General features: G+C 60.9%; 25 protein-coding genes and 1 pseudogene. 19 read left to right on the plus strand and 7 right to left on the minus strand.

What is annotated here, in order from left to right:
- The first annotated feature begins 16 nt into the window (after positions 1-16).
- From V9L13_RS26135 to V9L13_RS26175, 9 genes and pseudogenes are all read left to right on the plus strand, one after another.
- Positions 17-1,018 carry a PleD family two-component system response regulator gene (locus V9L13_RS26135; protein ID WP_201135705.1) on the plus strand — a complete coding sequence of 334 codons (1,002 nt, stop codon included), beginning with the start codon at positions 17-19 and terminating at the stop codon, positions 1,016-1,018.
- A gap of 15 nt (positions 1,019-1,033) precedes the next feature.
- A pseudogene (locus V9L13_RS26140) lies at positions 1,034-1,123 on the plus strand (metal ABC transporter ATP-binding protein); the annotation flags it as partial.
- Positions 1,124-1,244: 121 nt separating this feature from the next.
- Positions 1,245-2,340, plus strand: a protein-coding gene (gene prfB, locus V9L13_RS26145) for a peptide chain release factor 2 (RefSeq protein WP_103485386.1) whose coding sequence is annotated in 2 segments (ribosomal slippage) — positions 1,245-1,316 and positions 1,318-2,340 — 1,095 coding nt in all. Because the reading frame shifts where the segments join, the coding sequence is not laid out codon by codon here.
- A gap of 112 nt (positions 2,341-2,452) precedes the next feature.
- Positions 2,453-3,955 (plus strand): lysine--tRNA ligase, encoded by a 1,503-nt coding sequence (gene lysS, locus V9L13_RS26150; RefSeq protein ID WP_003222049.1) that lies wholly within the window; start codon positions 2,453-2,455, stop codon positions 3,953-3,955.
- A 105-nt stretch (positions 3,956-4,060) separates the two neighbouring features.
- The gene (locus V9L13_RS26155; protein WP_003222051.1) at positions 4,061-4,774 is read left to right on the plus strand and encodes a TetR family transcriptional regulator; all 714 of its coding nucleotides are present in this window, start codon (positions 4,061-4,063) and stop codon (positions 4,772-4,774) included.
- 159 nt (positions 4,775-4,933) lie between these two features.
- Positions 4,934-5,488: a hypothetical protein gene (locus V9L13_RS26160; RefSeq protein ID WP_338800907.1), complete on the plus strand. Its 555-nt coding sequence runs from the start codon at positions 4,934-4,936 to the stop codon at positions 5,486-5,488.
- Positions 5,489-5,512: 24 nt separating this feature from the next.
- On the plus strand, positions 5,513-6,790 hold the full coding sequence (locus V9L13_RS26165) for a flavohemoglobin expression-modulating QEGLA motif protein (RefSeq protein WP_003222055.1): 1,278 nt from the start codon (positions 5,513-5,515) through the stop codon (positions 6,788-6,790).
- Between the two features lie 147 nt (positions 6,791-6,937).
- On the plus strand, positions 6,938-7,843 hold the full coding sequence (locus V9L13_RS26170) for an alpha/beta hydrolase (protein ID WP_338800908.1): 906 nt from the start codon (positions 6,938-6,940) through the stop codon (positions 7,841-7,843).
- Positions 7,840-8,169, plus strand: a complete 330-nt coding sequence (locus tag V9L13_RS26175) for a hypothetical protein (RefSeq protein WP_003222058.1) — start codon at positions 7,840-7,842, stop codon at positions 8,167-8,169. Before V9L13_RS26170 ends, V9L13_RS26175 begins: the two co-directional genes overlap by 4 nt.
- A 133-nt stretch (positions 8,170-8,302) precedes the next feature.
- Here the strand turns inward: V9L13_RS26175 and V9L13_RS26180 are convergent, their stop codons facing one another.
- The 4 genes from V9L13_RS26180 to V9L13_RS26195 form a co-directional block, all read right to left on the minus strand.
- Positions 8,303-9,508 carry an ISL3 family transposase gene (locus tag V9L13_RS26180; protein WP_338800909.1) on the minus strand — a complete coding sequence of 402 codons (1,206 nt, stop codon included), beginning with the start codon at positions 9,506-9,508 and terminating at the stop codon, positions 8,303-8,305.
- A 151-nt stretch (positions 9,509-9,659) separates the two neighbouring features.
- Positions 9,660-10,448 (minus strand): OmpA family protein, encoded by a 789-nt coding sequence (locus V9L13_RS26185; RefSeq protein WP_003222060.1) that lies wholly within the window; start codon positions 10,446-10,448, stop codon positions 9,660-9,662.
- A 56-nt stretch (positions 10,449-10,504) separates the two neighbouring features.
- Positions 10,505-10,909: a DUF4398 domain-containing protein gene (locus V9L13_RS26190; protein WP_003222062.1), complete on the minus strand. Its 405-nt coding sequence runs from the start codon at positions 10,907-10,909 to the stop codon at positions 10,505-10,507.
- Between the two features lie 366 nt (positions 10,910-11,275).
- Positions 11,276-11,620, minus strand: coding sequence for a hypothetical protein (locus V9L13_RS26195; RefSeq protein WP_003222064.1), 345 nt, complete (start codon positions 11,618-11,620; stop codon positions 11,276-11,278).
- A gap of 213 nt (positions 11,621-11,833) precedes the next feature.
- Between V9L13_RS26195 and ppc the strand changes: the two genes are divergently transcribed.
- Positions 11,834-14,464 (plus strand): phosphoenolpyruvate carboxylase, encoded by a 2,631-nt coding sequence (ppc, locus tag V9L13_RS26200; RefSeq protein ID WP_338800910.1) that lies wholly within the window; start codon positions 11,834-11,836, stop codon positions 14,462-14,464.
- Between the two features lie 106 nt (positions 14,465-14,570).
- Here the strand turns inward: ppc and V9L13_RS26205 are convergent, their stop codons facing one another.
- Entirely contained in the window at positions 14,571-14,765 is a 195-nt protein-coding gene (locus tag V9L13_RS26205; RefSeq protein WP_338800911.1) for a hypothetical protein, read from the minus strand.
- On the opposite strand from V9L13_RS26205, the gene adk reads away from it, so the two are divergent.
- The 6 genes from adk to V9L13_RS26235 all read left to right on the plus strand — a co-directional run bounded on the left by adk (position 14,755) and on the right by V9L13_RS26235 (position 19,157).
- Positions 14,755-15,402: an adenylate kinase gene (adk, locus tag V9L13_RS26210; RefSeq protein ID WP_003222067.1), complete on the plus strand. Its 648-nt coding sequence runs from the start codon at positions 14,755-14,757 to the stop codon at positions 15,400-15,402. The two genes, V9L13_RS26205 and adk, sit on opposite strands and share 11 nt — an antisense overlap.
- 93 nt (positions 15,403-15,495) lie before the next feature.
- On the plus strand, positions 15,496-16,170 hold the full coding sequence (gene tsaB / locus V9L13_RS26215; RefSeq protein ID WP_103485391.1) for a tRNA (adenosine(37)-N6)-threonylcarbamoyltransferase complex dimerization subunit type 1 TsaB: 675 nt from the start codon (positions 15,496-15,498) through the stop codon (positions 16,168-16,170).
- A gap of 256 nt (positions 16,171-16,426) precedes the next feature.
- On the plus strand, positions 16,427-16,735 hold the full coding sequence (locus V9L13_RS26220) for a hypothetical protein (protein ID WP_003222071.1): 309 nt from the start codon (positions 16,427-16,429) through the stop codon (positions 16,733-16,735).
- Complete coding sequence (locus V9L13_RS26225) at positions 16,735-17,595, plus strand: DUF72 domain-containing protein (protein WP_204894983.1); 861 nt, start codon at positions 16,735-16,737, stop codon at positions 17,593-17,595. The genes V9L13_RS26220 and V9L13_RS26225 overlap by 1 nt, the downstream gene beginning before the upstream one ends.
- 30 nt (positions 17,596-17,625) lie before the next feature.
- Positions 17,626-18,462 (plus strand): isocitrate lyase/phosphoenolpyruvate mutase family protein, encoded by an 837-nt coding sequence (locus V9L13_RS26230; protein WP_338800912.1) that lies wholly within the window; start codon positions 17,626-17,628, stop codon positions 18,460-18,462.
- Between the two features lie 2 nt (positions 18,463-18,464).
- Complete coding sequence (locus V9L13_RS26235) at positions 18,465-19,157, plus strand: extensin family protein (RefSeq protein ID WP_338800913.1); 693 nt, start codon at positions 18,465-18,467, stop codon at positions 19,155-19,157.
- Between the two features lie 4 nt (positions 19,158-19,161).
- Here the strand turns inward: V9L13_RS26235 and V9L13_RS26240 are convergent, their stop codons facing one another.
- On the minus strand, positions 19,162-19,782 hold the full coding sequence (locus tag V9L13_RS26240; protein ID WP_045122711.1) for a hypothetical protein: 621 nt from the start codon (positions 19,780-19,782) through the stop codon (positions 19,162-19,164).
- Positions 19,783-19,878: 96 nt separating this feature from the next.
- Here V9L13_RS26240 and V9L13_RS26245 point away from each other — a divergent pair, with 96 nt between their 5' ends.
- Positions 19,879-20,658, plus strand: coding sequence for a class I SAM-dependent methyltransferase (locus V9L13_RS26245; RefSeq protein WP_198286807.1), 780 nt, complete (start codon positions 19,879-19,881; stop codon positions 20,656-20,658).
- Positions 20,659-20,763: 105 nt separating this feature from the next.
- On the opposite strand, the gene V9L13_RS26250 is transcribed toward V9L13_RS26245, so the two are convergent.
- Positions 20,764-21,399, minus strand: a complete 636-nt coding sequence (locus V9L13_RS26250) for a TetR/AcrR family transcriptional regulator (protein WP_045122312.1) — start codon at positions 21,397-21,399, stop codon at positions 20,764-20,766.
- Between the two features lie 94 nt (positions 21,400-21,493).
- Here V9L13_RS26250 and V9L13_RS26255 point away from each other — a divergent pair, with 94 nt between their 5' ends.
- A complete protein-coding gene (locus tag V9L13_RS26255) occupies positions 21,494-22,594 on the plus strand; it encodes an efflux RND transporter periplasmic adaptor subunit (RefSeq protein WP_338800914.1) in 1,101 nt (366 codons plus the stop codon).
- A gap of 6 nt (positions 22,595-22,600) precedes the next feature.
- Complete coding sequence (locus tag V9L13_RS26260; RefSeq protein ID WP_338800915.1) at positions 22,601-25,669, plus strand: efflux RND transporter permease subunit; 3,069 nt, start codon at positions 22,601-22,603, stop codon at positions 25,667-25,669.
- Positions 25,670-26,648 lie beyond the last annotated feature (979 nt).

Raw genomic sequence — 26,648 nt, forward strand, 5'->3', positions numbered from 1 at the left:
ACTCAGGTGACCGCCCATGAATGATTTACAGATCGACGACATTAAAACCGACGAAAACGCCGCCATGGTGTTGTTGGTGGACGATCAGGCGATGATCGGCGAAGCCGTGCGCCGTGGGCTGTCGAATGAAGAGAACATCGACTTCCACTTCTGCTCCGACCCGCACCAGGCCATCGCCCAGGCGGTACGGATCAAACCGACGGTAATCCTCCAGGATCTGGTGATGCCCGGCCTCGACGGCCTGAGCCTGGTGCGCGAGTACCGCAATCACCCGGCGACCAAGGACATTCCGATCATCGTCCTGTCGACCAAGGAAGACCCGCTGATCAAGAGTGCGGCGTTTTCCGCCGGGGCCAACGATTATCTGGTGAAGCTGCCGGACACCATCGAACTGGTGGCGCGCATCCGTTACCACTCGCGCTCCTACATGACCCTGCTGCAGCGGGATGCGGCGTATCGTGCGTTGCGCGTCAGCCAGCAGCAGTTGCTCGACACCAACCTGGTGCTGCAACGGCTGATGAACTCCGACGGCCTGACCGGGCTGTCCAACCGCCGGCACTTCGACGAGTACCTGGAGCTGGAATGGCGCCGTTCGCTGCGCGACCAGAGCCAGTTGTCGTTGCTGATGATCGACGTCGATTACTTCAAGTCCTACAACGACAGCTTTGGCCACGTCGAAGGCGACGAGGCGCTGCGCAAGGTCGCCACGGCGATCCGCGACGCCAGCGCCCGACCGTCGGACCTGCCGGCGCGCTACGGCGGTGAGGAGTTCGCCCTGGTGCTGCCGAACACCTCGCCGGGCGGCGCACGCCTGGTGGCGGAGAAACTGCGCCAGACCGTGGCGGCGCTGAAGATTCCGCACAATACCCCGAGCGACGGGGCGAGCCTGACCATCAGCATCGGCCTGGCGACCATGGTGCCGCAGTCGGGCAGCGATTGCCGGCTGCTGATTTCGGCGGCGGATCGCGGGTTGTACCTGGCGAAGAACAACGGGCGTAATCAGGTGGGTATCGAATAGGTTCGCAATCCCCCTGTGGGAGCGGGCTTGCTCGCGAATGCGGAGTATCAGTCGACATCGATGCTTAATGACACACCGCCTTCGCGAGCAAGCCCGCTCCCACAGGGGATCTGCGTCAGGCCATGTCAAGTGAATCGCCTTAACAGCCGCCAGACGGGCTGCCGTGACAGCCTGATTACGTTATACTCGCCGGCTTTCAAAAGTTCGCCAACGAGTGCTGCCCGTCATGGAAATCAACCCGATCCTGAACACCATCAAGGACCTGTCCGAGCGCTCCGAAACTATTCGGGGGTATCTTTGACTACGATCAAAAGCATGAGCGTCTGACCGAGGTCAATCGCGAGCTTGAAGATCCGAGTGTCTGGAACAAACCTGAATACGCCCAGGAGCTGGGCCGCGAGCGCTCGGCGCTGGCGCAGATCGTCGATACCCTCGACGAACTGAACGGCGGTCTGGCCGATTGCCGCGACCTGCTGGACATGGCCGTCGAAGAAAACGACGAAGGTGCAGTGGGCGATGTCGTCGCCGAACTGGCCCGTCTCGAGGAAAACCTCGCCAAGCTTGAATTCCGTCGCATGTTCAGCCACGAGATGGATCCGAACAACGCCTACCTGGACATCCAGGCCGGCTCCGGCGGCACCGAGGCCCAGGACTGGGCCAACATCCTGCTGCGCATGTACCTGCGCTGGGCGGACAAACGCGGTTTCGATGCGACCATCATGGAACTGTCGGCTGGTGAAGTCGCCGGTATCAAAGGTGCGACCGTGCACATCAAGGGCGAATACGCCTTTGGCTGGCTGCGCACCGAGATCGGCGTGCACCGTCTGGTGCGCAAGAGCCCGTTCGACTCCGGCAACCGTCGCCACACCTCGTTCTCTGCCGTTTTCGTCTCGCCAGAGATCGACGACAAGGTCGAAATCGAAATCAACCCGGCAGACCTGCGGATCGACACCTATCGTTCCTCCGGTGCCGGTGGTCAGCACGTAAACACCACCGACTCGGCCGTACGGATCACCCACGTACCGACCAACACCGTGGTCAGCTGCCAGAACGAACGTTCCCAGCACGCCAACAAGGACACCGCCATGAAAATGCTGCGTGCCAAGTTGTACGAGCAGGAAATGCAGAAGCGCAACGCCGCTTCCCAGGCGCTGGAAGACACCAAGTCGGACATCGGCTGGGGTCACCAGATCCGTTCGTACGTGCTCGACGCGTCGCGGATCAAGGATCTGCGCACCAACATCGAACGCAGCGACTGCGACAAGGTGCTCGACGGCGACATCGACGAATACCTGGAAGCCAGCCTGAAGTCGGGGCTGTAAAAGACGCACACAGGGGCGCTGATGCAACGCGATCCCTGTAGGAGCCAGCCCTGCTGGCGATTCCCGGGCCGCCAGGCCCGGGGGCAACGAACCTGATGGAATATCTAAAGACATGAGCGACCAACAACTCGACCCGCAAGCCCTGCAACAGGAAGAAAACTCGCTGATCGCCCTGCGCAAGGAAAAGCTGGCTGCCGAGCGCGCCAAGGGCAACGCCTTCCCGAACGACTTCCGCCGCGAAAACTACTGCGAAGATCTGCAGAAGAAGTACGCGGACAAGACCAAGGAAGAGCTGGCCGAGGCTGCTATCCCGGTCAAGGTTGCCGGTCGCATCATGCTCAACCGTGGCTCGTTCATGGTGATCCAGGACATGACCGGTCGCATCCAGGTCTACGTCAACCGTAAAACCCTGTCCGAAGACACTCTGGCCGCGGTCAAGACCTGGGACATGGGCGACATCATTGCCGCCGAAGGCACCCTGGCGCGTTCCGGCAAGGGCGACCTGTACGTCGAAATGACCAATGTGCGCCTGCTGACCAAGTCGCTGCGCCCGCTGCCGGACAAGCACCACGGCCTGACCGACACCGAACAACGCTACCGTCAGCGTTACGTTGACCTGATCGTCAACGAAGACGTGCGCCAGACCTTCCGCGTACGCTCGCAAGTGATCGCGCACATCCGCAGCTTCCTGATGAAGCGCGACTTCCTCGAAGTCGAAACGCCGATGCTGCAGACCATTCCTGGCGGCGCCGCAGCCAAGCCGTTCGAAACCCACCACAACGCGCTGGACATGGAAATGTTCCTGCGTATCGCGCCTGAGCTGTACCTCAAGCGTCTGGTGGTTGGCGGTTTCGAGAAAGTGTTCGAGATCAACCGCAACTTCCGTAACGAAGGCGTTTCGACGCGTCACAACCCTGAATTCACCATGCTGGAGTTCTACCAGGCTTACGCCGACTACGAAGACAACATGGACCTGACCGAAGAACTGTTCCGTGAACTGGCACAGCTGGTGCTGGGCAGCACCGACGTGCCGTACGGCGACAAGGTGTTCCACTTCGGCGAGCCGTTTGCCCGTCTGTCGGTGTTCGACTCGATCCTCAAGTACAACCCTGAGCTGACCGCCGATGACCTGAACGACATCGACAAGGCCCGCGCCATCGCCAAGAAGGCCGGCGCCAAGGTGCTGGGCTTCGAAGGTCTGGGCAAGCTGCAGGTGATGATTTTCGAAGAGCTGGTCGAGCACAAGCTGGAGCAGCCGCACTTCATCACCCAGTACCCGTTCGAAGTGTCGCCGCTGGCCCGTCGTAACGACGAGAACCCGAACGTCACCGACCGTTTCGAGCTGTTCATCGGCGGCCGTGAAATCGCCAACGCCTACTCCGAGTTGAACGACGCGGAAGACCAGGCCGAGCGCTTCATGGCGCAGGTGGCCGACAAGGACGCCGGCGACGACGAAGCCATGCACTACGACGCCGACTTCGTGCGTGCGCTGGAGTACGGCATGCCGCCAACGGCCGGTGAAGGTATCGGCATCGACCGTCTGGTGATGTTGCTGACCAACTCGCCGTCGATCCGCGATGTGATCCTGTTCCCGCACATGCGACCGCAAGCGTAAACGTTTCAGTTAAAAAGCCGCCTAAAACAGGCGGCTTTTTATTGCCTGTCTGGTACAAATGTATCAATTGGTTACTTTTGAAATAGCAGAGGAAGTCCAGTCGTGATGGTTGCAATCGCTCAAGAAGGCGCAGCGGGTATCGCCACTGCGGTCGCTGAAAGTGTTCAGTACCAGGGCCGCAAGGCCAGCCGACAGGGCAGCGAGCAGCGTCGCCAGGACATTCTCGACGCGGCGATGCGCATCGTCGTGCGTGACGGCGTGCGTGCCGTACGTCACCGCGCCGTGGCGGCCGAGGCCGGTGTGCCGCTGTCGGCCACCACCTATTACTTCAAGGATATCGATGACCTGCTCACCGATACCTTCGCTCAATACGTCGAGCGCAGCGCGGCCTACATGGCCAAGCTGTGGATCAACAACGAAGGCCTGCTGCGCGAGATGGTCGTCAGTGGCGACGGCAGCCCCGAGTCGCGCTCGAAACTGGCGGATGACATCGCGCGGCTGATGGCTGACTACGTGCACCGGCAACTGGTCAATCGCCGCGAGCACCTGATGGCCGAGCAGGCGTTCCGCCAGGAAGCGCTGCTCAACCCGCGGCTGGCGGATCTGGTGCGCTCCCATCAGCAGATTCTGCTGCAGGGCACCTGCCAGTTGTTCCAGGTGCTGGGCTCACGTGAACCGCAGCAGGATGCCAAGGTGTTGACGGCGATTATCGGACGGATGGAATATCAGGGCCTGCTCAACGACGCCGAGCCTTTGGCCGAACAGGACATGCTCGGGATTCTGACGCGGTATATGCATCTGGTCCTCGCCTCGGTCTGACAGCTGATGGAGATCCCTTGTGGGAGCGGGCTTGCTCGCGAAGGCGGTATCACGTTCAACGCTTCAGTTGACTGACCCATCGCCTTCGCGAGCAAGCCCGCTCCCACAAGGGGACTGAGCCGGATCATCAGGGCGACGCGTGTTCATAGGGAGTGTTGAATGAAAGCCTGGCGTGGCGTGCTGATCGCCTTGTCGTTCCTGCTGCTCAGTGGCTGTCTGGTGACCTTCAAGGATCCGCTGCCTGCCAGTGCCCCGGCGCCCAAGGGTTTGCTGGGCACGTGGTCGAGCACCAATGCCTGGGGCGAGCCGATGAACCTTGAGCTGACCCGCGTCGGCACTGATCGCTATCAGGCCATCACCTGGTTCAAGGCCAGACCCCACGAACGCGAGGCGTACCCGTTCACCGTGTCGCACCATGGCAGTCGCTGGTATCTGTCGGCGAAAGTGCCGGCGCGTTACGGTGGCCAATACACCATCGCCGGTTTCGAGCTCACCGACAAACACGAGCTGGTGGTGTACAGCCTCGACCTCGAACAGATCAATCAGGCGATCAAACAGAAAACCCTCGACGGTCAGGCATTCCCGACCGACGATGGTGACGGCGTGCAGGTCGACAGCAGTCTCGACAAGGTCTTTGCTTACCTCGACGATCCGGCCAATTCCGATGTATTCGTCGAGGCCGCGCGCTATCAGCGCCAGGCCCGCGCCAAATAATTCAGTTTTCTACAGGAGTTTCGGGTGGACGATTACCAGCAGACGATACGCACGCTGTCCGATCGCATTGTGCTGGCGCAGACGCCGATCCGCGTGCTCGACGCGGTGAAGTGGGACGAGAACATCCGCAAGGGGTTCCTCAAGGCCAAGGGCAAGGAAATGCCGGCGGTGGATCGCGACTATTACCTCAATCGGCCGCTGTCCTTCGATTCGAGCAAGGTCAAACTGGAATTCCAGAACATCGAGCGCGACATCACCCGCCAGCTCGGCCAGTTCAACCCGGTCGGGCAGATCATGCGGCGCATGTGCAAGGAATACCGCATGGTGGTGCGTATGCTCGAAGCGCGCGGCACCGAGGATTTCGGCCTGATCTCGCAAGAGCTGTACGGCGCCGCCTCCGATGCGTTTCACGCCGGCGACCCGACCCTGGCCGACCTCGGCCTGATGATGTCCGACTACCTGAACAACATTGATGGCCGGGGCGACCTGAAGGACGAGCCGAAAATCCTCACCGCCAAGGATGCCGTGCACCTGCTGCAAACGCGTTTGAACAAGGTGTTCGGCGAGGCCGAGGAAACCATCCGCGTGTTCGAGTCCGACGGGATTGTCGCCGACGCAGCGGCAGGCGCCGACTACATCAAGATCCGCACCGACGCGTTGTTCAACGACCGCGACGTGCGCGCACTGGAAGTCCACGAAGGCCTGGTGCATGTCGGCACCACCCTCAACGGCTTGAACCAGCCGATCTGCACCTTCCTGTCCAAAGGCCCACCCTCATCGACGGTGACCCAGGAAGGTCTGGCGATCCTGATGGAAATCATCACCTTCGCCTCCTACCCGAGTCGCCTGCGCAAGCTGACCAACCGTACCCGCGCGATTCACATGGTCGAGGAGGGCGCGGACTTTTTGCAGGTGTTCGAGTTCTTCCGCGAGCAGGGTTTTGAAATGGCCGAAAGCTACGGCAATGCCAGTCGTGTTTTCCGTGGCTCGACGCCGACCGGCCTGCCATTCACCAAAGACTTGTCCTACCTCAAGGGCTTTATCATGGTTTACAACTACATTCAGTTGGCCGTGCGTAAAGGCAAGCTCGAGCAGGTGCCGCTGCTGTTCTGTGGCAAGACCACGCTGGAAGACATGCGTACCCTGCGTCAGTTGGTCGATGAAGGTCTGGTGGTGCCGCCCAAGTATTTACCGGAACAGTTTCGCGACATGAACGCGCTGTCGGCGTGGATGTGCTTCTCCAACTTCCTCAATCACCTGAGCCTGGACCGGATCGAGGCGGATTACTCCAATATCCTCTAGGCGATGAGTTACCCCTGTGGGAGCGAGCTTGCTCGCGAAAGCGGTCTGCAATTCAGCCTGAATGTCGACTGATACTCCGCCTTCGCGAGCAAGCTCGCTCCCACAGGGTCATGTGTTTTGCTAATTTCCTTCGCGAGGTTTCACCGGATGAGAATCCTCGGCATCCTTTGCCTGCTCCTGACCCTCAGTGGTTGCAGTTCGTTGTTGTTCTACCCCGAGCCGGGCCAGATCTTCACCCCGGAAAAAGCCAAGCTCGAATACCGCACCGTCACATTGGTCACGGCGGATGGCTTGAAGCTCAACGCCTGGTGGCTGCCGGCCAAACCCGGGGTCGAGGTCAAGGGCACGGTTTTGCACCTGCACGGCAATGGCGGCAATCTGCCGATGCACCTCGGCGGCAGTTGGTGGTTGCCGAAAAACGGCTATCAGGTGCTGCTGGTGGACTATCGCGGGTATGGCTTGTCGGAGGGTGAACCGAGCCTGCCGGCGATCTATCAGGACATCGACGCCGCGTTCGCCTGGCTGGATCAGGCGCCCGAGGTCAAAGGCAAGCCGCTGATCCTGCTCGGTCAGAGCCTCGGCGGCTCGATGGCTGTGCATTGGCTGGCGCAGCACCCCGAGCGGCAAAAACAGCTCAAGGCTTTCGTGCTCGATGGTGTGCCCGCCAGTTACCGCAGCGTCGGCCAGTACGCCCTCAGCACCTCATGGCTGACCTGGCCGTTCCAGGTGCCGCTGTCGTGGCTGGTGCCGGACGGCGACAGCGCCATCCACTCGATGCCGCAGCTCAAGGGCGTGCCGAAACTGATCTTTCACAGCATCGACGACCCACTGGTGCCAATGTCCAACGCCATCCGCCTGTATCAGGCAGCGCCGCCACCGCGTGTGCTGCAACTGACCCGCGGCGGCCACGTGCAGACCTTCGGCGACCCGGTCTGGCGCCAGGTGATGCTGCGTTATCTGGAAGACCCCGAGCATTTCAACGGCCTGCGCCGCCTCGGCGAGATCCCGAACTACCCGCAACCCCCGAATTCTGAAAATGAGAGTCCGCAATGACTGAAGAACGTAACGCCATCCCGCTGATCATCACCGGTATCTGCAGCATCCTCGGCACGGTTGGGGCGCTGTGGTACTACGGCTACCTGCACTTCGCCAAACCCGAGGATGCGCTGCTGCTCAACGAATTCACCATGCTCAAGACCGTGCCGGGTGAAGATTACAAAATCTCGCTGGACCCGGCGCCGCAAGTGGCGCAATGCATCGATGGCGTGCTGGTGCTGTTCGATACCGAGCAGAAAGGCCTGACCGGTGTGTTGATCAACGCGCAGAAAAAAGCCGTGCGCTGCATGGGGCAGGAAACCCCACAAAAACTCGAGCAATAACCCGATCAAAAACCGTGGGAGCGGGCTTGCTCGCGAAAGCGGTGTGTCAGTCACTCTATATTCAGACTGATCCACCGCTTTCGCGAGCAAGCCCGCTCCCACAGGGAAGTATGTATGGCCAAAAAAAGGTTCATCACGGATTACCGGGAAAGACGCTCTTGATCTTCATGAAAAAGAATTCGCTATCCCGGTAACCGTACGCCATCCGCTTGATGACCTTTATTCGATTGTTTATTCCTTCCAACTGACCGGTGTGCATCGGCCAGCGAACTCGGCTCACGATGCCCCGCCAGTAACCCTTTAGCCGTTTGGCGAACTGGATCAGAGCCGGTATTTCGCTTTCATGCGCATGGCGCAGCCATTGCTTCCAGGCCGCTCGCCAACCCCAGGCAGTACTCGGAGTCCAGAGTGTTTTGAGTTCAGCCTTCATCAAATAGACCGTCATCAACGCTTGGTTGGCCGCCAGCAGATCCTCCAGGCGGACCTGTTGTTCCGGCGTTTTCAAGTTCTGCGGATTGCGCAGCAACAGCCATCGCGCCTGCTTGATGACCTTGCGGGCCGGCTTGTCGTGACGCAACCGGTTAGCCTCGTCAACGCGGACCCGATCAATCACCTCTCGGCCATATTTGGCCACTACATGGAAGAGGTCGTAGATCACTCGCGCGTTGGGACAGTGCTGGCGAACCTCCAGGTCAAAAGCGGTGTTCATGTCCATCGCCACCGCTTCGATGCGTGCGCATCCCTCGGGCCCCAGCTCTTCGAAGAAGGGCCTGACCGCTGCTCGGCTGCGGCCTTCACCGATCCACAGCACGCGGCGTGTATCCGCATCCAGCACCACGCTGGCGTAACGATGACCTTTGAACAGGGCGAATTCGTCCATCACCAGACGTCGCGGTTGTGCCGTTGGCAAAATGCTCAACGCCGCTTGCAAGGCTCGACGCTCCAGCAACCGTACGGTGTCCCAATGCAGCCCGAACAGTTGAGCCACGTGCAGTGTGGGGAGGCGTTCGCAGGCCTGAATGACCGCCTCGGCCAAACGCCGCGTCATGCGGGCATAGCGGTCCAGCCAACTGACGGCCTCCATACGTTTACCACAGTCACGACAGACAACACGCCTGAGCAACACGCTGAGGCGCACCGCACGGCCGAGAATCGGTAAATCGCGGACGGTTCGCTCACAATACTCATGCGTGGTTGAACAGGTTTTTTGGCAGCCGCTACAGGAAGGGAATCGGGTGGCGTGGGGAATCAGGTCGATCTGAAGCGCGTCGCCATCAGGCTTGATCGTGACAACAGAAAAGCCCTCCCAAAAAGGAAGGAAAGTATTAATATCGCGCATAAGAACGCCGGTTTGTTAGATGTGTTTGCTCGCACGAACATCATCAATCAAATCGGCGTTCTTGTTTCTGTGTTTCCCGGGATTCCGTGAAGAACCAAAAAAAAGCCCCGCCTGATCACTCAGGCGGGGCTTTTGCGTTGCTGCGTGACGCTTAGTTCGAGCTGACGGCCGAACGTGGCAGCACTGGCTGGTTGTCGTTGGAAATGGTCACTTCCACACGACGGTTCATCGCACGGCCCGAGACGCTGCCGTTGTCGGCAACCGGGTATTCCTTGCCATAACCCTGAACCACGATGCGCGAAGGATCTACGCCCATCTTGATCAGTGCGACTTGAACCGAGGTCGCACGACGCTCGGACAGCGACTGGTTGTAAGACGCCGCGCCGGTGCTGTCGGTGTAGCCTTCGACGATCACTTTGCGATCAGGGTTTTCCTGGAGGAATTGCGCCAGTTTGTTGATGTTCACCAGACCGCTGGATTTCAGGTCAGCCTTGTTGGTGGCGAACAGCACGTCACCGAAGGTCACCAGGGTACCGCGATCGGTCTGCTTGGCGTTCAGGCTGTTCTGCAGCTGTTTGATCTGCTGATCGCGAGCATCCAGACGGGCCTGGGCACGTTGCGCGGCAGCGTTCTTCAGGTTGTTTTCAGCGGTGCGCAGAGCGATGGTCTGCTTGGCCACTTCCACGCGCTGGTTGGTCAGGTAGGCCAACTGGTCAACTTTGGCTGCGTCTTGCTTGTCCAGATAAGCCTTGTCAGCCTTGTCCAGATAATCGCTGGCGTCCTTGGTTTCCAGGGCAGCGACTTTGCTGGCTTGTGGGTTGGCCTGCAGGCCGGCGTAGTTGGTGCGCGCCTGTTCCAGGTTCGGGTTAGGCGGAGTGGAGCAGGCAGCCAGGGCAACGCTTGCGGCCAGAAGAGCGGGGATCATCAGTTGCTTACGCATAATTTGTCGTCCTTTCTATCGATAAAAGTTTCAGCTTTGCGATTCGGGATGCGCGCTTACTGCACGGTGCGCTGACTTTCCTGACGCAGTTCCTGAACACCTTTCTGGGAATCCTTCAGAGCCTGTTCGGCCTTGGCGGCTTGAGCCTTGCGTTCTGCTACACGCGCATCCCATTCGGCCTGTTCGGCGAGGGTGCGAGCTTGTTCATACTTCTTGTCGTGCATGGCGATTTCGGCTTGTTTCAGCTTGTCCTGCGCCTGCTTCATTTCCACCGCAGCAAACTCGGTACCACCGGCGCTGACGGCGCTGTTGACCGCCGATTGGGTCACGGCGTACTGCTCGGTCGGTGGGTTACCGGCGCAACCGGCCAGAACGAAGCTGGTACCGATAGCCAGAGCAGCCAGTTTCAGACCGCGCAGGTGGGAGAACGAGGTTTGGGTCTTCATGGTCTTCAACTCCATTGTTTAACTCCTGATAAAACTGAAAATCCATCCTGGTCGAGGAGCCGCGAGCGTCGTGTAAAGCGAGTTTTTGAAACGCTCGTTCCAGGCGTGGTTACAGCTTCCGACCGGAGGCGTTTTTCAAAAGTTCAGAAAAGATGGCCTATCGCCAAATTTTTTTTTGACCAAACGGACAAGGCTCTAAACCGGGAACTTTGGAGGCGGGGAGAGGTACGCGCGGGGTAAAAAGTGTGGGATTTTTGAAGTTCAATGCAGCCAATGTGGGAGCGAGCTTGCTCGCGAATGCGGTGAATCAGTCGCTATCAATGTCGGCTGAAATACCGCATTCGCGAGCAAGCCCGCTCCCACAGTTTGATCTTTGTTGTGTCAGTGTTTTTGCTTGCCGGCAGCGGCGGATAAATCCTGCAGATGCCGGCGAGAAAGCGCCAGAAACCGCGGTGTCGGCCCGACGTCTTCATACAGCGGATCACCTTCCTCATCGGTGGCGACCACGGTCGAACCTTTCACATACGGCAGGCTCGCCTCGAATTCTTCGAGCGCGGCGCCGATCAGTTCGCCGAGCAGTTCTTCCGGGTGGCGTTTGGGGTACATCTCGGCAATCGCCGCCAGCCGCGCGGCGGCCTCGACGTCCAGATGAATCGTGTAGCCGGTGTCGGTCAGGCGACCCTTGGCGTTTTCTTCCCAATGCTGGGCGAGTTCACGAATTTTCATGATGACCTCATTTCGTGCCTGCTCGTGGCAGGCCTGGGTGAGTGTCCGGCGGGGCCGGCGGCAAGCCGTTGTACGGCTTGCTATTGAGACTAGCTCCAAGCCCCAAGGTTTAAAGTCCCTTCGTCGTCTGCTTGTAAGAAGCGCCGTAGAGCGGCACTCTCTGGGCAAAGCATTCGTTTCTGAGCCGTCCCGATTACCGCTGGAGAACTGCTGATGACCGATATTGATGCACGCTTGCGCGAGGACGTTCACCTGTTGGGTGAGCTGTTGGGCAATACCATCCGCGACCAGTACGGCGAGGGATTTCTCGACAAGATCGAGCAGATCCGCAAGGGCGCCAAGGCCGACCGGCGTGGCTCGATGGACGCTGAACTCAGCGCCAGCCTCAATCAGTTGAGCGAAGACGAACTGCTGCCGGTGGCGCGGGCGTTCAACCAGTTTCTCAACCTGGCGAACATCGCCGAGCAGTATCAATTGATTCATCGTCGCGAAGAGTCGCAGCCGGCGCCGTTCGAATCCCGCGTGCTCCCGGAACTGCTCGCCCGCCTGCGCAATGAAGGCCACAGCGCCGAATCCCTGGCCCGGCAACTGGCGCGCCTGGAAATCGAACTGGTGCTGACCGCGCACCCCACTGAAGTGGCACGGCGCACGTTGATCCAGAAATACGATGCGATTGCCGGACAACTGGCCGCACAGGATCATCGCGACCTGACCAGCGCCGAGCGCGAGCAGATCCAGAACACCCTGCAACGGCTGATCGCCGAAGCCTGGCACACCGAAGAAATCCGCCGCACCCGGCCGACCCCGGTCGACGAGGCCAAGTGGGGGTTTGCGGTGATCGAACACTCGCTGTGGCAGGCGATTCCCAACCACATGCGCAAGGCCGATCAGGCGTTGTTTGCTGCCACCGGCCTGCGTTTGCCACTGGAGGCGGCGCCGATCCGCTTTGCTTCGTGGATGGGCGGCGACCGTGACGGCAACCCGAACGTCACGGCAGCGGTGACCCGCGAGGTGCTGTTGCTGGCGCGCTGGATGGCTGCCGATCTGTACCTGCGCGATGTCGATCACCTCGCTGCTGAACTGTCGATGCAGCAGGCCAGCGACGCGCTCAAGGCCAAGGCCGGCGACAGCGCCGAACCTTACCGTGCGGTGCTCAAGCAATTGCGCGAACGCTTGCGCGCCACGCGCAACTGGGCGCACGCCTCGCTCAGCGCAACAACGCCACCACCGGCCGACGTGTTGCACAACAATCGCGACCTGCTTGATCCGCTGGAACTGTGTTTCAACTCGTTGCACGAATGCGGCATGGGCGTGATCGCCGACGGGCCGTTGCTCGATTGCCTGCGCCGGGCGGTGACCTTTGGCCTGTTCCTGGTGCGCCTCGATGTGCGTCAGGATTCGACGCGACACAGTTCGGCGATGACTGAAATCACCGACTACCTCGGCCTCGGTCGCTACGAAGACTGGGACGAAGAGCAGCGCATCAGCTTCCTCACCCGCGAATTGAGCAACCGTCGGCCACTGCTCCCGGCGCATTTCAAACCGTCCGCCGACACCGCTGAAGTGCTCGCCACCTGCAAGGAAATCGCTGCCGCACCGAGTGCATCGCTGGGTTCCTACGTGATCTCGATGGCAGGCGCCGCCTCCGACGTGCTGGCGGTGCAACTGCTGCTCAAAGAGTCCGGTGTGCTGCGGCCGATGCGCGTGGTGCCGCTGTTCGAAACCCTCGCCGACCTCGACAACGCCGGGCCGGTGATGGAACGTCTGTTGCTGTTGCCGGGCTACCGCGCCAGGCTGCAAGGCCCGCAGGAAGTGATGATCGGTTATTCCGACTCGGCCAAGGATGCCGGCACCACCGCTGCGGCCTGGGCGCAATATCGCGCCCAGGAGCGGCTGGTGGAGATCTGCCGCGAGCAGCAAGTCGAACTGCTGTTGTTCCATGGTCGCGGTGGCACCGTGGGCCGTGGCGGCGGTCCGGCGCACGCGGCGATCCTGTCGCAGCCGCCGGGGTCGGTGGCGGGGCGCTTCCGCACCACCGAGCAGGGCGAAATGATCCGATTCAAATTCGGCCTGCCGGACATCGCCGAGCAGAACCTCAATCTGTATCTGGCTGCCGTGCTGGAAGCGACGTTGTTGCCACCACCGCCACCGACGCCCGAATGGCGCCACCTGATGGATGAACTGGCCGCCGACGGCGTCGCCGCGTATCGCGCCGTGGTGCGGGAAAATCCGCAGTTCGTCGAGTATTTCCGCCAATCGACGCCGGAGCAGGAGTTGGGACGTCTGCCCCTCGGCAGCCGCCCGGCCAAGCGCCGTGCCGGCGGCATCGAAAGTCTGCGGGCGATTCCGTGGATTTTCGGCTGGACCCAGACCCGTCTGATGCTGCCGGCCTGGCTCGGCTGGGAAACCGCGTTGAGCAAGGCGCTGGCGCGTGGCGAGGGCGAACTGCTCGGGCAGATGCGCGAACAGTGGCCATTCTTTCGCACCCGTATCGACATGCTGGAAATGGTTCTGGCCAAGGCCGACGCCGACATCGCGCTGTCGTACGATCAGCGTCTGGTCGAGCCGGACTTGCTGCCGTTGGGCGCGCAGTTACGCGACCTATTGTCGCAGGCGTGCGCGGTGGTACTCGGCCTGACCGGCCAGTCGCAGCTGCTGGCACATAGCCCGGACACCCTGGAATTCATCCGTCTGCGCAACACCTATCTCGATCCGCTACATCTATTGCAGGCCGAACTGTTGGCCCGTTCGCGGCAACAGAATGTCGAGCAGGGCAGCCCGGTGGAACAGGCGCTGCTGGTGTCTGTGGCGGGGATCGCCGCCGGTTTGCGTAATACCGGCTAAGGTTTTTGCTGTCGTGTCAGGCGCCCGGTGCACAGGCCGGGTGTCGCTTTGTATACGGCGAGCAAGTGCGGGCAGGCGACAGTTAGTGATGGGGTTGCGACTTGGCTCACCGGGTCGCAAGGTCGCGGAAGGCGGCGGTTTCTCCGACTTTTGGCGTCTTGTGTGGGCGCAGCCTGCTGTGTATCTTGATCAGCCTTTGGCCGTTTGTGCGGCCACGACCCATATTTTTAAGATCCGCCCCAAGAGGCGAATCCTGTTGTTTTCTATATAAAAAATTGAGGAGCACATCGATGCGCGTCATTCTGCTGGGAGCTCCCGGGGCCGGTAAAGGTACTCAGGCTAAGTTCATCACCGAGAAATTCGGCATTCCGCAAATCTCCACCGGCGACATGCTGCGTGCTGCGGTCAAGGCCGGCACTCCGCTGGGCGTTCAAGCCAAGAGCATCATGGATGCCGGCGGTCTGGTGTCGGATGACCTGATCATCGCGCTGGTGCAGGATCGCATCGCTCAACCAGACTGCGCCAACGGCTTTCTGTTCGACGGTTTCCCGCGCACCATTCCACAGGCCGAAGCACTGGTAACCGCCGGTGTCGAGCTGGACGCCGTGGTTGAAATCGCTGTTGAGGACGAAGAAATCGTTCAGCGTATCGCCGGTCGTCGCGTTCACGAGGCCAGCGGCCGCGTTTACCACATCGTCTACAACCCGCCGAAAGTGGCTGGCAAAGACGACGTTACCGGCGACGATCTGGTGCAGCGCAAGGACGACACCGAAGAAACCGTGCGTCATCGCCTGTCGGTCTACCATTCGCAGACCAAGCCGCTGGTGGACTTCTACCAGAAGCTCTCCGCTGCCAACGGCAAGCCGAAGTACAGCCACATCCCGGGCGTTGGTTCGGTGGAAGCGATCACCGCCAAGGTGCTCGAAGCGCTGAGCTGAAAAAGCTGATTGGCTGCATCATCCTCGGCCCGCTTGCGGGCCGTAGTTGTTTATACTGACGCACTTTTTCCACCACCTGTTTTGGATACATCGATGAGCACCTTGCTGGCCCTGGACACCGCGACCGAAGCTTGCTCCGTTGCCTTGCTGCATGACGGCAAGGTCACGAGCCATTACGAGGTGATCCCGCGTTTGCACGCGCAGAAACTGCTGCCGATGATCCAGCAACTGCTGGCCGATGCCGGCACCACGCTGCAAGCGGTGGACGCCATCGCGTTCGGTCGCGGGCCGGGTGCGTTTACCGGCGTGCGGATTGCCATCGGCGTGGTGCAGGGGCTGGCGTTCGCGCTGGATCGTCCGGTGCTGCCGGTATCGAACCTCGCTGTACTGGCGCAACGTGCGTATCGCGAACACGGCGTGAGCCAGGTTGCGGCGGCCATCGATGCGCGGATGGATGAAGTGTATTGGGGCTGCTACCGCGAAACGGCGGGCGAGATGCGTCTGGTCGGTGTCGAAGCGGTACTGCCGCCGGAAGTCGCGGCATTGCCGGCCGATGCCAGCGGTGAGTGGTTCGGTGCCGGTACCGGTTGGGGCTATGGTGAGCGGATCGCGGTCAGTCTGTCCGGTCAGGACGCCGGCATGCTGCCTCACGCTGAAGACCTGCTGACCCTGGCGCGGTTTGCCTGGGAACGCGGTGAGTCGATCCCTGCCGATGATGCGCAACCGGTTTATCTGCGCGACAAAGTCGCCACCCCGAAGGCTCGCTGATTCACCACAAAACCTGTGGGAGCGGGCTTGCTCGCGAAGAGGCCATGTCAGTCTCTATCCAGGTGCCTGACACACCGCTTTCGCGAGCAAGCCCGCTCCCACAGATCCGGTGTTCAATTAAAGTCACTGCCAATCGTCAGTTTCCAACCCCGCGCTTTAAACCTTTTGCGCTTTATGTGTTCTAGTTATCACTCGGCAGTTTGCTAAGTCGGTCAAGTGCCGCTAAATTGCCATCATCGATACCGAGCATGAATTTATGCGTATAGACGGCCTCTCCTCTCAGTCCTACCCCATCAAGCGCAAGCCTCGCAAAGGCAATGTGGCGCTGGATGAATCCGTCGACGATATCGACGGCGAGCTGGAATTCCCGACTGAAGAGCAACTGGCCGCCCGCGCTGCCAAAGCCTCCGCACAACGCCTTGCCAATCTGCCTGCCCGTCAGCAAGACATGATTTATCACCGCGCCATGAGCAAAAGCGTAGCGATGGCCCTCGCCAGCTACCTGAGCACCGCCGGTTTTGTCGATTGGGATGCGGATGTGCTGGGCCTCGACCTGTACATCTGATGGATCTGCCTTACTACCTCGGTTGTCCGTCCTGGAGTGAAAACGCCTGGCGCGAGTATCTGTACCCCGAAGACGCCAAGACCGCGGACTTCCTCAGTCTCTATTCCCAAGTGTTCAACGCCGTCGAAGGCAACACGACCTTCTACGCCAGCCCCTCTCCGGCCACCGTGCAGCGCTGGGCCGAGACCATGCCCGAACACTTTCGCTTCACCGCCAAGTTTCCCGGCGACATCAGCCACAGCGGTGACCTGCGCGATCAACTGACCGCCGCCGAAACTTTCGTAAACCTGCTCAGCCCGCTCGGCGAACGTGTTTCGCCGCTGTGGCTGCAACTGTCGAAAAGCTTCACCCCGCATCGGCTGCCGGAGCTGACCGCGTTCATCGACGCGCTGGACCGGCCGCTGGCGGTGGAAGTGCGTCACGAACAGTTCTTCGCCAAGGGTGAGAGCGAACGCCTGCTCAATCGCTTGCTGCTCGACCGTGGCGTAGAACGCATCTGCCTCGATCCACGGGCGCTGTTCAGTTGCCTGTCGACCGAGTCTTCGGTGATCCACGCGCAATCGAAAAAGCCCCGGGTACCGACCCGTCCGGCGGCGTTCACCCAGTTCCCGCAGGTGCGCTTCATCGGCCACCCCGAGCTTGAGGCCAACGACCCGTTCCTGGTGCCATGGGTGGCGAAAATTGCCGAGTGGATCGAAGAGGGCCGCACGCCCTACATCTTCCTGCACACCGCCGACAACGTCATGGCGGCGAAGCTGGCGCAACGTTTTCACGCACAATTGATGCAACGTTTGCCTGGCCTGCCATCCCTGCCTGAGCTATACAGAGAACCCGCCGCCGAGCAACTCGGCTTGCTCTGAGGCGGATTTTCCCTGCTCAGGAGCCTGCCGATGGACGCCCACGCCCGTAACGAACAAGCCCGCAAGGCCCAAGCCTTCAAAGCCCTGCATGAAGGTGCGGGGATTTTCGTGATTCCCAACCCGTGGGATGCCGGCTCGGCGAAGATGCTCGCCAGTCTGGGTTATCAGGCGTTGGCGACCACCAGTGCCGGTTACGCATTTTCCCAAGGCAAGGCCGACGGCGCCTTGAGTTTCGATGACACTCTGGCCAATGTCCGGGCAATTGTCGCGGCCACCGATCTGCCGGTGGCGGTGGACCTGGAAAACGGTTTCGCCGATGACCCGGCCGAGTGCGCCAAAAGCTTGCTGCGTGCCGCCGAGGCCGGCGCGGTGGGCGGTTCGATCGAGGACGCCACGGGCCGTGCCGACGCACCGATCTACTGCTTTGAACATGCCGTGGCACGTATCGAAGCCGCCGTCGCCGCCGTGCGCACACTGCCATTTCCTTTCACCCTGACCGCTCGCGCGGAAAACTACCTGCACGGCAATCCCGATATCCACGACACCATTCGCCGCCTGCAAGCCTTCGCCGAGGCCGGCGCCGACGTGCTGTACGCGCCGGGTTTGCGTAACGCCGAAGAAGTGCTGGCGGTGGTGCGCGCAGTGGCGCCGAAACCGGTCAATGTGCTGATGTCCGGCGGTTTGAAACTGACCGTGAAGGAGCTCGAAGAAATGGGCGTGCGGCGCATCAGTACCGGTTCGGCATTGGCCCTGGCGGCGTTCGGTGAGTTCTTCCGCGCGGCAGAAGAAATCCAGCAGCACGGCACGTTCGGCTTCACGTCGCAATCGATGCCGTACGCCAAGGCCAATCAATTTTTCAAAGGCTGAGCATGGGCCGCTGGATCGCGCTGTCGGTACTGTTGATGATTGCTGGCGCCGTGGTCAGCGTCTGGCGTGGCTGGCTCAACGTACCGGTCGAGTGGAATCCGTGGGCGCCGCTGGACGTGACGGCCGCGCCGAACTGGCTGACCGGTTTCAAGCTGATGCGCCTGCGCGGCAATCCCGAGTTATGCGCACAAGTCCTGAGCCGCTCGGGTCTGCGCGTCACAGCGCAAGCCGACAGCCCTGACGCCAAGTGTCCTTTGATTGACGCCGTGCGCGTGCAGGGCGGCGAGGTGGCGCTGAGCAGCAGCTTCCTCGCCAGTTGCCCGCTGGCGGTGGCTTACGCGATGTTTGAGCGGCATACCCTGCAACCCGCCGCGCAATCTGTTTACGGGCAGAGGGTGGCGCGGCTTGATCACCTCGGCAGCTTTGCCTGTCGCAATGTCTATAACCGCGAGAGCGGGGCGCTCAGCCGGCATGCCAGTGCCGATGCGCTGGACATTGCCGGTTTTCGTCTGGCGGACGGGCGCACTATCAGCGTGCTCAAGGACTGGCCGAAGCAGAATCAGGACGCACGGTTTCTGCGGCAGGTGCGCGACGGCGCCTGCGAGGCGTTCAGTGTGGTGTTGAGTCCGGATTACAACGCCGCCCATCGCAATCACTTCCATGTCGATGTCGGGCGCTGGAGCGTGTGTCGCTGAGGTGTCAGGCGGCGAGGCGCAGGTTCTGCAGGACGATCGGGCGCGCCCAGCCGTTATCGAAGTCCAGTGCCTTCTGTTGCTCGGCAATTTCTTCCGGCGGGAACGGCGGATAAGGTTTTTGCAGCAGATCGAGATCGAATTCGGCAATCGGCAGGTACAGCGGCTTTTTCTGCGGCGCCGGGCCAGGCTCGGGAAGCGGCTGACCATTGTTGATCACGATTGGACGGACCCAACTGCTGTCGAAGTCCTGCTGCTCTTGCTGAGCCTTGAGTTCTTCTGGCGGGAACGGTGGGAACGGCTTGTCCAGCAGATCGGTTTCGAACTCGGCGATCGGCAGGAACAGCGGCTCCGGCGGACGCACTTCGGTGTCGACCACGTCGCACTGACGCTGCTCGACGATGTGCGCGTGCAGCTCGCTGCCCAGGGTCGGTTCTTCCGGGCTGTTCAGGTCAACCGGTGGAAAGGTGCCACAGGCCGGCACCACATCACTCGTCTGTTCGGCCAGAGCCTGGGCAAAGAAATCCTGCCACAGGTGACTGACGCCGCCCAATGCTTGAGTGTTATGACGGCTGAAGTCGCCCTTGGGCGAAATGTAGCCAATCGATGTGGGAAGAATGCCTGACATTTTTTTCGGTTGACGCTCAGCTCTGGCAAAATGCGCGTTGATTGTTTTATCGGCCACTTTTTGCCGATCCTTAACTTTTTTGAGCGTGTTTTCATGATTGAGCAACCCGCGGCCTGCCGCATCCATGTCCAGGCCCTTGCCCCGACGTTTGAAGCGCAGGCCGAGCAATGGGCCGAGCGTCTGGGCCTGCCGCTGCAGGTGGACGACGGCGAGTTTGCCTTGCAGGTCGGCGAGCAGGGTTTGCAGCTGCAACAGCTCGGCCCGGATGCCCCGGGGCCGGTGCGCGTGGACTTCGTCGAGGGGGGCGCGGCGCATCGGCGTCTGTACGGTGGCGGCAGCGGGCAGATGATCGCCAAGGCGGTCGGCATCGCCCAGGGCGTGCGCCCACGGGTGCTGGATGCCACGGCGGGGCTGGGCAAGGATGCGTTCGTGCTGGCCAGTCTGGGTTGCGAGATGAGCCTGATCGAGCGTCAGCCACTGATCGGTGCGCTGCTGGAGGATGGTCTGGCACGGGCGGCGGAAGATTTCGACGTGGCGCCGATTGTCGCGCGGATGAAGCTGCTCAAGGGCAACTCCATCGAAGTCATGCGCAACTGGGAGGGCGAGCCGCCGCAGGTGATCTACCTCGACCCGATGTTCCCGCACCGCGAGAAAACCGCGCTGGTGAAGAAGGAAATGCGCCTGTTCCGGCCACTGGTCGGGGATGATCCGGATGCACCGGCGCTGCTCGAAGCGGCATTGGCACTGGCGACGCATCGGGTGGTGGTCAAGCGTCCGCGCAAGGCGCCGTGCATCGAGGGGCCGAAACCGAGCCATGCGCTGGATGGAAAATCCAGTCGGTATGACATTTACCCGAAGAAAGCGTTAAAACCTTAAGACCGAGTTGCGTCCATTCGCGAGCAAGCTCGCTCCCACATTTGAAATGCAATCCAATGTGGGAGCGAGCTTGCTCGCGAAGGCGTCCGCAAAAACACCGCAGAATCAGGGCCGATACGCCCGCATGAACAACCCCACCACTTCCTGCACATGACTCTCTGAAGCCTCTTCGCTCAGCGGCTCACCGCAGCAATACAGCAAGCGAAAATTCCCCGCGCCCTTGATCAGGCAGAAGAAATGCTCGGCCGCATTACGCGGCTGATCGATGCGCAGCGCGCCGGTTTCGTCGATGCGTTTCAGCAGCCGCTCCATCCCTTGCACCATGCGCTCGGGACCGGCTTCGAAGAAAATCTGCGACAGCTTCGGATCTTGCGTACCCAGCGCCATCATCAAACGGTGCAGATTCACCGACTCGTCGCTGTTGATCAGCTGATGAAAGCCCCGGGCAATGTTCAGCAACACTTTTTCCACGGGGATTCCGGCGGGCAATTCGAAGAACAGCGGCGGTAGCTGTTCCTCGCATTTGGCCATCACGGCGGAGGAGAACAGCGTCTCCTTGTCGTTGAAATGGCTGTAAACCGTCAGTTTCGACACGCCAGCCTCGGCGGCCACCGCGTCCATGCTGGTGTTGGCGTAGCCGTGACTCAGAAACAGGGTTTTCGCCGCATCGAGGATCGCCCGGCGCTTGGCCGGGTCCTTCGGACGGCCCGGGCCGTTTGGAGCTGAAAGATTGTTCGACATTCTTCGCTTTTAATACTGGACTGGTGAGTTTGCTATTAATACCATACCGGCCAGTATAAATATTCCAAGCACCATTAGGGAAAGGTCCGTCACCATGTTCCGCCATGCGTTGTCGTTTGCCGTGCCAGTCAGTCTGGCTTTTTTATTGTCCGCGTGCGGTCAGGAAGAGGCGACGCAAGCCAGCGTTCGACCGGCCATGGTGGTGCAGCCAGAGCCTTCGGCGCAGGCGATGGAAAGTTATCCGGGCGAAGTGCGCGCTCGCTACGAACCCGATCTGGCGTTCCGCATTGGCGGCAAAGTCAGCCGACGACTGGTCGAAGAAGGTCAGCGGGTCAAAGCCGATCAGCCACTGGCTGAACTCGATCCACAGGATGTGCGCCTGCAGCTGGAAGCCACCCACGCACAGGTCGCCGCCGCTGAAGCCAATCTGAATCTGGTGCGCGCCGAGCGTGACCGCTACAAGACGCTGATGGAGCGGCAGATGGTCAGTCGTTCCGCCTACGACAATGCGGAAAACCTCTACCGCTCCGGCGAAGCCCGTCTCAAGCAGATCAAAGCCGAATTCAACGTCTCGACCAACCAGGCCAGTTACGCCGTGTTGCGTGCGCCGCAGGACGGCGTGGTGGCCAAGCGTTCGGTGGAAGTCGGGCAAGTGGTCGCCGCCGGGCAAACCGTGTTCACCCTCGCCACCGATGGCGAGCGCGAAGTGTCGATCAGCCTGCCGGAGCAGAGCTTCGGACGGTTCAAAGTCGGCCAGCCAGTGACCGTTGAACTGTGGACCCAGCAGAACCAGCGCTTCGCCGGGCAGATTCGTGAACTGTCGCCGGCAGCCGACCCGAAGTCCCGTACCTTCGCTGCACGCATCTCGTTCACCAGTGGTAAGGTCCCGGCGGAACTCGGGCAGAGCGCCCGGGTGTTTGTGCAATCGGCGGATGCCGTGCCGCTGTCGGTGCCGCTCTCGGCGCTCACCGCGGAGAACGGCGCGACCTACGTCTGGGTCGTCAGCGCCAACAACACCCTGAAAAAGACCCCGGTGCGCATCGGCCCGTTCGGCGAGAAAAGCGTGCCGGTGCTCGAAGGCCTCAACGCCAGTGACTGGGTGGTTGCCGCCGGCGTTCACGTATTGCTCGAAGGTCAGCAGGTGCGGCCTGTGGATCGCTCCAACCGTGTGGTCAATCTGGCGGACAAGGAGTAAGTCCCGATGCGCTTCAACCTTTCCGAATGGGCGTTGCGTAATCGCCAGATCGTACTGTTCCTGATGCTTTTGCTGGCCATCGTCGGCGCCTTGTCCTACACCAAACTCGGCCAGAGCGAAGACCCGCCGTTCACCTTCAAGGCCATGGTCATCCAGACCCGTTGGCCGGGGGCGACCGCGCAGGAAGTCTCGCGTCAGGTCACTGAACGCATCGAAAAGAAACTGATGGAAACCGGCGAGTACGAGCGCATCGTGTCGTTCTCCCGCCCGGGCGAGTCGCAGGTCACCTTTATTGCCCGCGACTCCATGCATTCGGTGGACATTCCCGACCTCTGGTATCAGGTGCGCAAGAAGGTCAGCGACATTCGCCAGACCTTACCGCCGGGGATTCAAGGGCCGTTTTTCAACGATGAATTCGGCACCACCTTCGGCAATATCTACGCGCTGACCGGTGACGGTTTTGACTACGCGGTGCTCAAGGATTACGCCGACCGTATCCAGATCCAACTGCAACGGGTCAAGGATGTCGGCAAGGTCGATCTGCTCGGTTTGCAGGACGAGAAGATCTGGGTCGAGCTGTCCAACGTCAAACTCGCCACCCTTGGCTTGCCACTGGCGGTGGTACAGCAGGCGCTGGAAGAACAGAACGCGGTGTCCACCGCCGGCTTCTTCGAGACCGGCAGCGAGCGTGTGCAGCTACGGGTCTCGGGGAATTTTCAGACGGTCGACGAGATCAAGAACTTCCCGATCCGGGTCGGTGATCGGACGTTCCGCATCTCCGATGTCGCCGACGTACGTCGCGGTTTCAACGATCCACCAGCGCCCCGCATGCGCTTCATGGGCGAAGACGCCATCGGTCTTGCGGTAGCGATGAAGGACGGCGGCGACATTCTGGTGCTGGGTAAAGCGCTGGAGAGCGAATTCTCGCGCCTGCAAAAGAACCTCCCGGCCGGCATGCAGCTGCGCAAGGTGTCCGACCAACCGGCAGCGGTGAAAACCGGTGTCGGCGAATTCGTCCAGGTGTTGGTCGAGGCGCTGGCGATCGTGTTGCTGGTGAGCTTCTTCTCCCTCGGTGTGCGCACCGGAATGGTCGTCGCGCTGACCATTCCGCTGGTGCTGGCGATGACCTTCGCTTGCATGTATTACCTCGGCATCGGACTGCACAAGATCTCCCTCGGCGCGCTGGTGCTGGCGTTGGGCTTGCTGGTGGACGACGCGATCATCGCCGTGGAAATGATGGCGATCAAAATGGAGCAGGGCTTCGACCGGATCAAGGCCGCCAGTTACGCCTGGACCAGTACCGCGTTCCCGATGCTCACCGGCACGCTGATCACCGCCGCAGGCTTCCTGCCGATTGCCACCGCACAGTCCGGCACCGGCGAATACACCCGTTCGATCTTCCAGGTGGTGACCATCGCGTTGCTCGCGTCATGGGTGGCGGCGGTGATGTTCGTGCCGTATCTGGGGGAAAAACTCTTGCCGGATCTGGCGAAGATTCATGCCGCCAAACACGGTACGACTGACGGTCAGGCCGACCCGTATGGCACGCCGTTCTATCAGCGGGTTCGACGTCTGGTGGAGTGGTGCGTCGCGCACCGTAAAACCGTGATTGTGCTGACGGTGGGGCTGTTTATTGCGTCGGTGATGCTGTTCCGTTTCGTGCCGCAGCAGTTCTTCCCGGCCTCCAACCGGCTCGAATTGATGGTCGATCTGAAACTGGCTGAAGGGGCGTCGCTGGCCAACACCACGGCCGAGGTCAAACGGTTGGAGGCGATGCTCAAGGATCACGCCGGCATCGACAACTATGTGGCGTATGTCGGCACCGGTTCGCCGCGTTTCTACCTGCCGCTGGATCAACAACTGCCGGCGGCGAGCTTCGCCCAGTTTGTGGTGTTGGCGAAAAACATCGAGGAGCGCGAGAACCTGCGTACCTGGTTGATCAACACGTTGAACGAGCAATTCCCGGCCTTGCGTTCGCGGGTCACGCGTCTGGAAAACGGCCCGCCGGTTGGCTATCCGGTGCAGTTCCGCGTCACCGGTGAGCACATCGAAGAGGTCCGCGCCTTGGCGCGCAAAGTGGCGGCCAAGGTGCGCGAAAACCCGCACGTGGTCAACGTGCACCTGGATTGGGAAGAACCGAGCAAGGTGGTGTACCTGAACATCGATCAGGACCGAGCCCGGGCGCTCGGTGTGAGCACGGCCAATCTGGCGAAATTCCTCCAGAGTTCGCTGACCGGGTCGAGTGTCAGCCAGTACCGCGAGGACAACGAACTGATCGAGATTCTGCTGCGCGGCACTGTGCATGAGCGCACCGAGTTGTCGCTGTTGCCGAGCCTGGCGGTGCCGACCGATAACGGGCGCAGTGTGGCGTTGTCGCAGATTGCCACGCTGGAATATGGGTTTGAGGAAGGCGTTATCTGGCATCGCAATCGGTTGCCAACGGTGACGGTGCGCGCGGACATTTACGGCAAGGAGCAACCGGCGACGCTGGTGCAGCAGATTCAGCCGACGCTGGATCCGATTCGCGCCGAATTGCCTGACGGGTATCTGCTGGATGTTGGCGGTACGGTGGAGGACTCGGAGCGTGGGCAGAAGTCGGTGAATGCCGGGGTGCCGATGTTCATTGTGGTGGTGCTGACGTTGCTGATGGTGCAACTGCGCAGTTTCTCGCGCACGGCGATGGTGTTTCTGACGGCGCCGCTGGGGTTGATCGGGGTGGTGTTGTTTCTGATGGTGTTCCGCCAGCCGTTCGGGTTTGTGGCGATGCTGGGGACGATCGCGCTGTCGGGGATGATCATGCGTAACTCGGTGATTCTGGTGGATCAGATCGAGCAGGATATTGCCTCTGGTCTCAAGCCTTGGCAGGCGATTATCGAGGCGACGGTGCGGCGGTTTCGGCCGATCGTTTTGACTGCTTTGGCGGCGGTGTTGGCGATGATTCCGTTGTCGCGCAGTGTGTTTTTCGGGCCGATGGCGGTGGCGATTATGGGGGGGTTGATTGTGGCTACGGCTTTGACGCTTTTGTTTTTGCCTGCTTTGTATGCGGCTTGGTTCAGGGTTCGTCGCGACGCTTGATGGTTTTGGACGTGGCGGCCTTTGGGCCGACCAGGTTCCTGGGGTTTTGGGGGTTTATCCGTTTTTTGGGGTGTGGCGGCTGGCGGTTTCGCCCTTACGGCGAGTCACTTTTCCAGACGCCGAAAAGTAACCAAAAGGCTTGGCCCCGGCGTACGGCCCTCGCTTGGGCTCGGGTTCCTTCGTTGCGGGGTTCATCCGGGGGCATCGCCTCCGGTTTGCTTCGCTGCACCTCCTCTCGATGTGTTCGACTTCGTCGAACGGTCGCTGCGCTCCCACCCCCGGATGAACCCCTCCACTCAGCCTGCCGATGGGGCCGGCACGGCAAGATCAAGAGCTGCAGCCGAGCTTGCGCTCATCCTGTTGAGTGGTGAAAAGCGTGCGGTCGGCTTTTGCTTTTCTGTAGGAGCGAGCCTGCTCGCGATGGCGGCCTGACAGCCGACCGATCTCCAACTGACCGCCCCCAATCCAACTGTAGGAGCGAGCCTGCTCGCGAAGGCGGCCTGACAGCCGACCAATCCCCAACTGACCGCCCACAATCCAACTGTAGGAGCGAGCCTGCTCGCGAAGGCGGCCTGACAGCCGACCAATCCCCAACTGACCGCGCCCAATCCAACTGTAGGAGTGAGCCTGCTCGCGATAACGGCCTACGAGCCGACCAATCTCCAACTACCTGCACCCAATCCAAAATGTGGGAGCTGGCTTGCCAGCGATGGCGGCCTACGAGCCGACCAATCTCCAACTGCCTGCACCCAATCCCACTGTAGGAGTGAGCCTGCTCGCGATGGCGGCCTGACAGCCGACCAATCTCCAACTGCCTGCACCCAACCCAAAATGTGGGAGCTGGCTTGCCAGCGATGGCGGCCTATGAGCTGACCAATCTCCAACTACACTGCACCCAATCCAACTGTGGGAGCTGGCTTGCCAGCGACAGCGGCCTATGAGCCGACCAATCTCCAACTACCTGCACCCAATCCAAAAT

This window comes from Pseudomonas sp. RSB 5.4 (assembly GCF_037126175.1).
Classification (GTDB): domain Bacteria; phylum Pseudomonadota; class Gammaproteobacteria; order Pseudomonadales; family Pseudomonadaceae; genus Aquipseudomonas; species Aquipseudomonas fluorescens_H.

What these genes read in the sequence shown, in the direction of transcription:
- V9L13_RS26160 (WP_338800907.1), top strand. Translation starts at nt 4,934, where the DNA reads ATGAAAGCCTGGCGTGGCGTGCTGATCGCCTTGTCGTTCCTGCTGCTC.
- V9L13_RS26135 (WP_201135705.1), top strand. Translation starts at nt 17, where the DNA reads ATGAATGATTTACAGATCGACGACATTAAAACCGACGAAAACGCCGCC.
- adk (WP_003222067.1), top strand. Translation starts at nt 14,755, where the DNA reads ATGCGCGTCATTCTGCTGGGAGCTCCCGGGGCCGGTAAAGGTACTCAG.
- V9L13_RS26220 (WP_003222071.1), top strand. Translation starts at nt 16,427, where the DNA reads ATGCGTATAGACGGCCTCTCCTCTCAGTCCTACCCCATCAAGCGCAAG.
- V9L13_RS26255 (WP_338800914.1), top strand. Translation starts at nt 21,494, where the DNA reads ATGTTCCGCCATGCGTTGTCGTTTGCCGTGCCAGTCAGTCTGGCTTTT.
- V9L13_RS26230 (WP_338800912.1), top strand. Translation starts at nt 17,626, where the DNA reads ATGGACGCCCACGCCCGTAACGAACAAGCCCGCAAGGCCCAAGCCTTC.
- V9L13_RS26175 (WP_003222058.1), top strand. Translation starts at nt 7,840, where the DNA reads ATGACTGAAGAACGTAACGCCATCCCGCTGATCATCACCGGTATCTGC.
- lysS (WP_003222049.1), top strand. Translation starts at nt 2,453, where the DNA reads ATGAGCGACCAACAACTCGACCCGCAAGCCCTGCAACAGGAAGAAAAC.
- V9L13_RS26190 (WP_003222062.1), bottom strand. Translation starts at nt 10,909, where the DNA reads ATGGAGTTGAAGACCATGAAGACCCAAACCTCGTTCTCCCACCTGCGC.
- V9L13_RS26155 (WP_003222051.1), top strand. Translation starts at nt 4,061, where the DNA reads ATGGTTGCAATCGCTCAAGAAGGCGCAGCGGGTATCGCCACTGCGGTC.
- V9L13_RS26185 (WP_003222060.1), bottom strand. Translation starts at nt 10,448, where the DNA reads ATGCGTAAGCAACTGATGATCCCCGCTCTTCTGGCCGCAAGCGTTGCC.
- V9L13_RS26240 (WP_045122711.1), bottom strand. Translation starts at nt 19,782, where the DNA reads ATGTCAGGCATTCTTCCCACATCGATTGGCTACATTTCGCCCAAGGGC.
- V9L13_RS26170 (WP_338800908.1), top strand. Translation starts at nt 6,938, where the DNA reads ATGAGAATCCTCGGCATCCTTTGCCTGCTCCTGACCCTCAGTGGTTGC.
- V9L13_RS26180 (WP_338800909.1), bottom strand. Translation starts at nt 9,508, where the DNA reads ATGCGCGATATTAATACTTTCCTTCCTTTTTGGGAGGGCTTTTCTGTT.
- V9L13_RS26205 (WP_338800911.1), bottom strand. Translation starts at nt 14,765, where the DNA reads ATGACGCGCATCGATGTGCTCCTCAATTTTTTATATAGAAAACAACAG.
- V9L13_RS26235 (WP_338800913.1), top strand. Translation starts at nt 18,465, where the DNA reads ATGGGCCGCTGGATCGCGCTGTCGGTACTGTTGATGATTGCTGGCGCC.
- V9L13_RS26225 (WP_204894983.1), top strand. Translation starts at nt 16,735, where the DNA reads ATGGATCTGCCTTACTACCTCGGTTGTCCGTCCTGGAGTGAAAACGCC.
- ppc (WP_338800910.1), top strand. Translation starts at nt 11,834, where the DNA reads ATGACCGATATTGATGCACGCTTGCGCGAGGACGTTCACCTGTTGGGT.
- tsaB (WP_103485391.1), top strand. Translation starts at nt 15,496, where the DNA reads ATGAGCACCTTGCTGGCCCTGGACACCGCGACCGAAGCTTGCTCCGTT.
- V9L13_RS26195 (WP_003222064.1), bottom strand. Translation starts at nt 11,620, where the DNA reads ATGAAAATTCGTGAACTCGCCCAGCATTGGGAAGAAAACGCCAAGGGT.
- V9L13_RS26260 (WP_338800915.1), top strand. Translation starts at nt 22,601, where the DNA reads ATGCGCTTCAACCTTTCCGAATGGGCGTTGCGTAATCGCCAGATCGTA.
- V9L13_RS26250 (WP_045122312.1), bottom strand. Translation starts at nt 21,399, where the DNA reads ATGTCGAACAATCTTTCAGCTCCAAACGGCCCGGGCCGTCCGAAGGAC.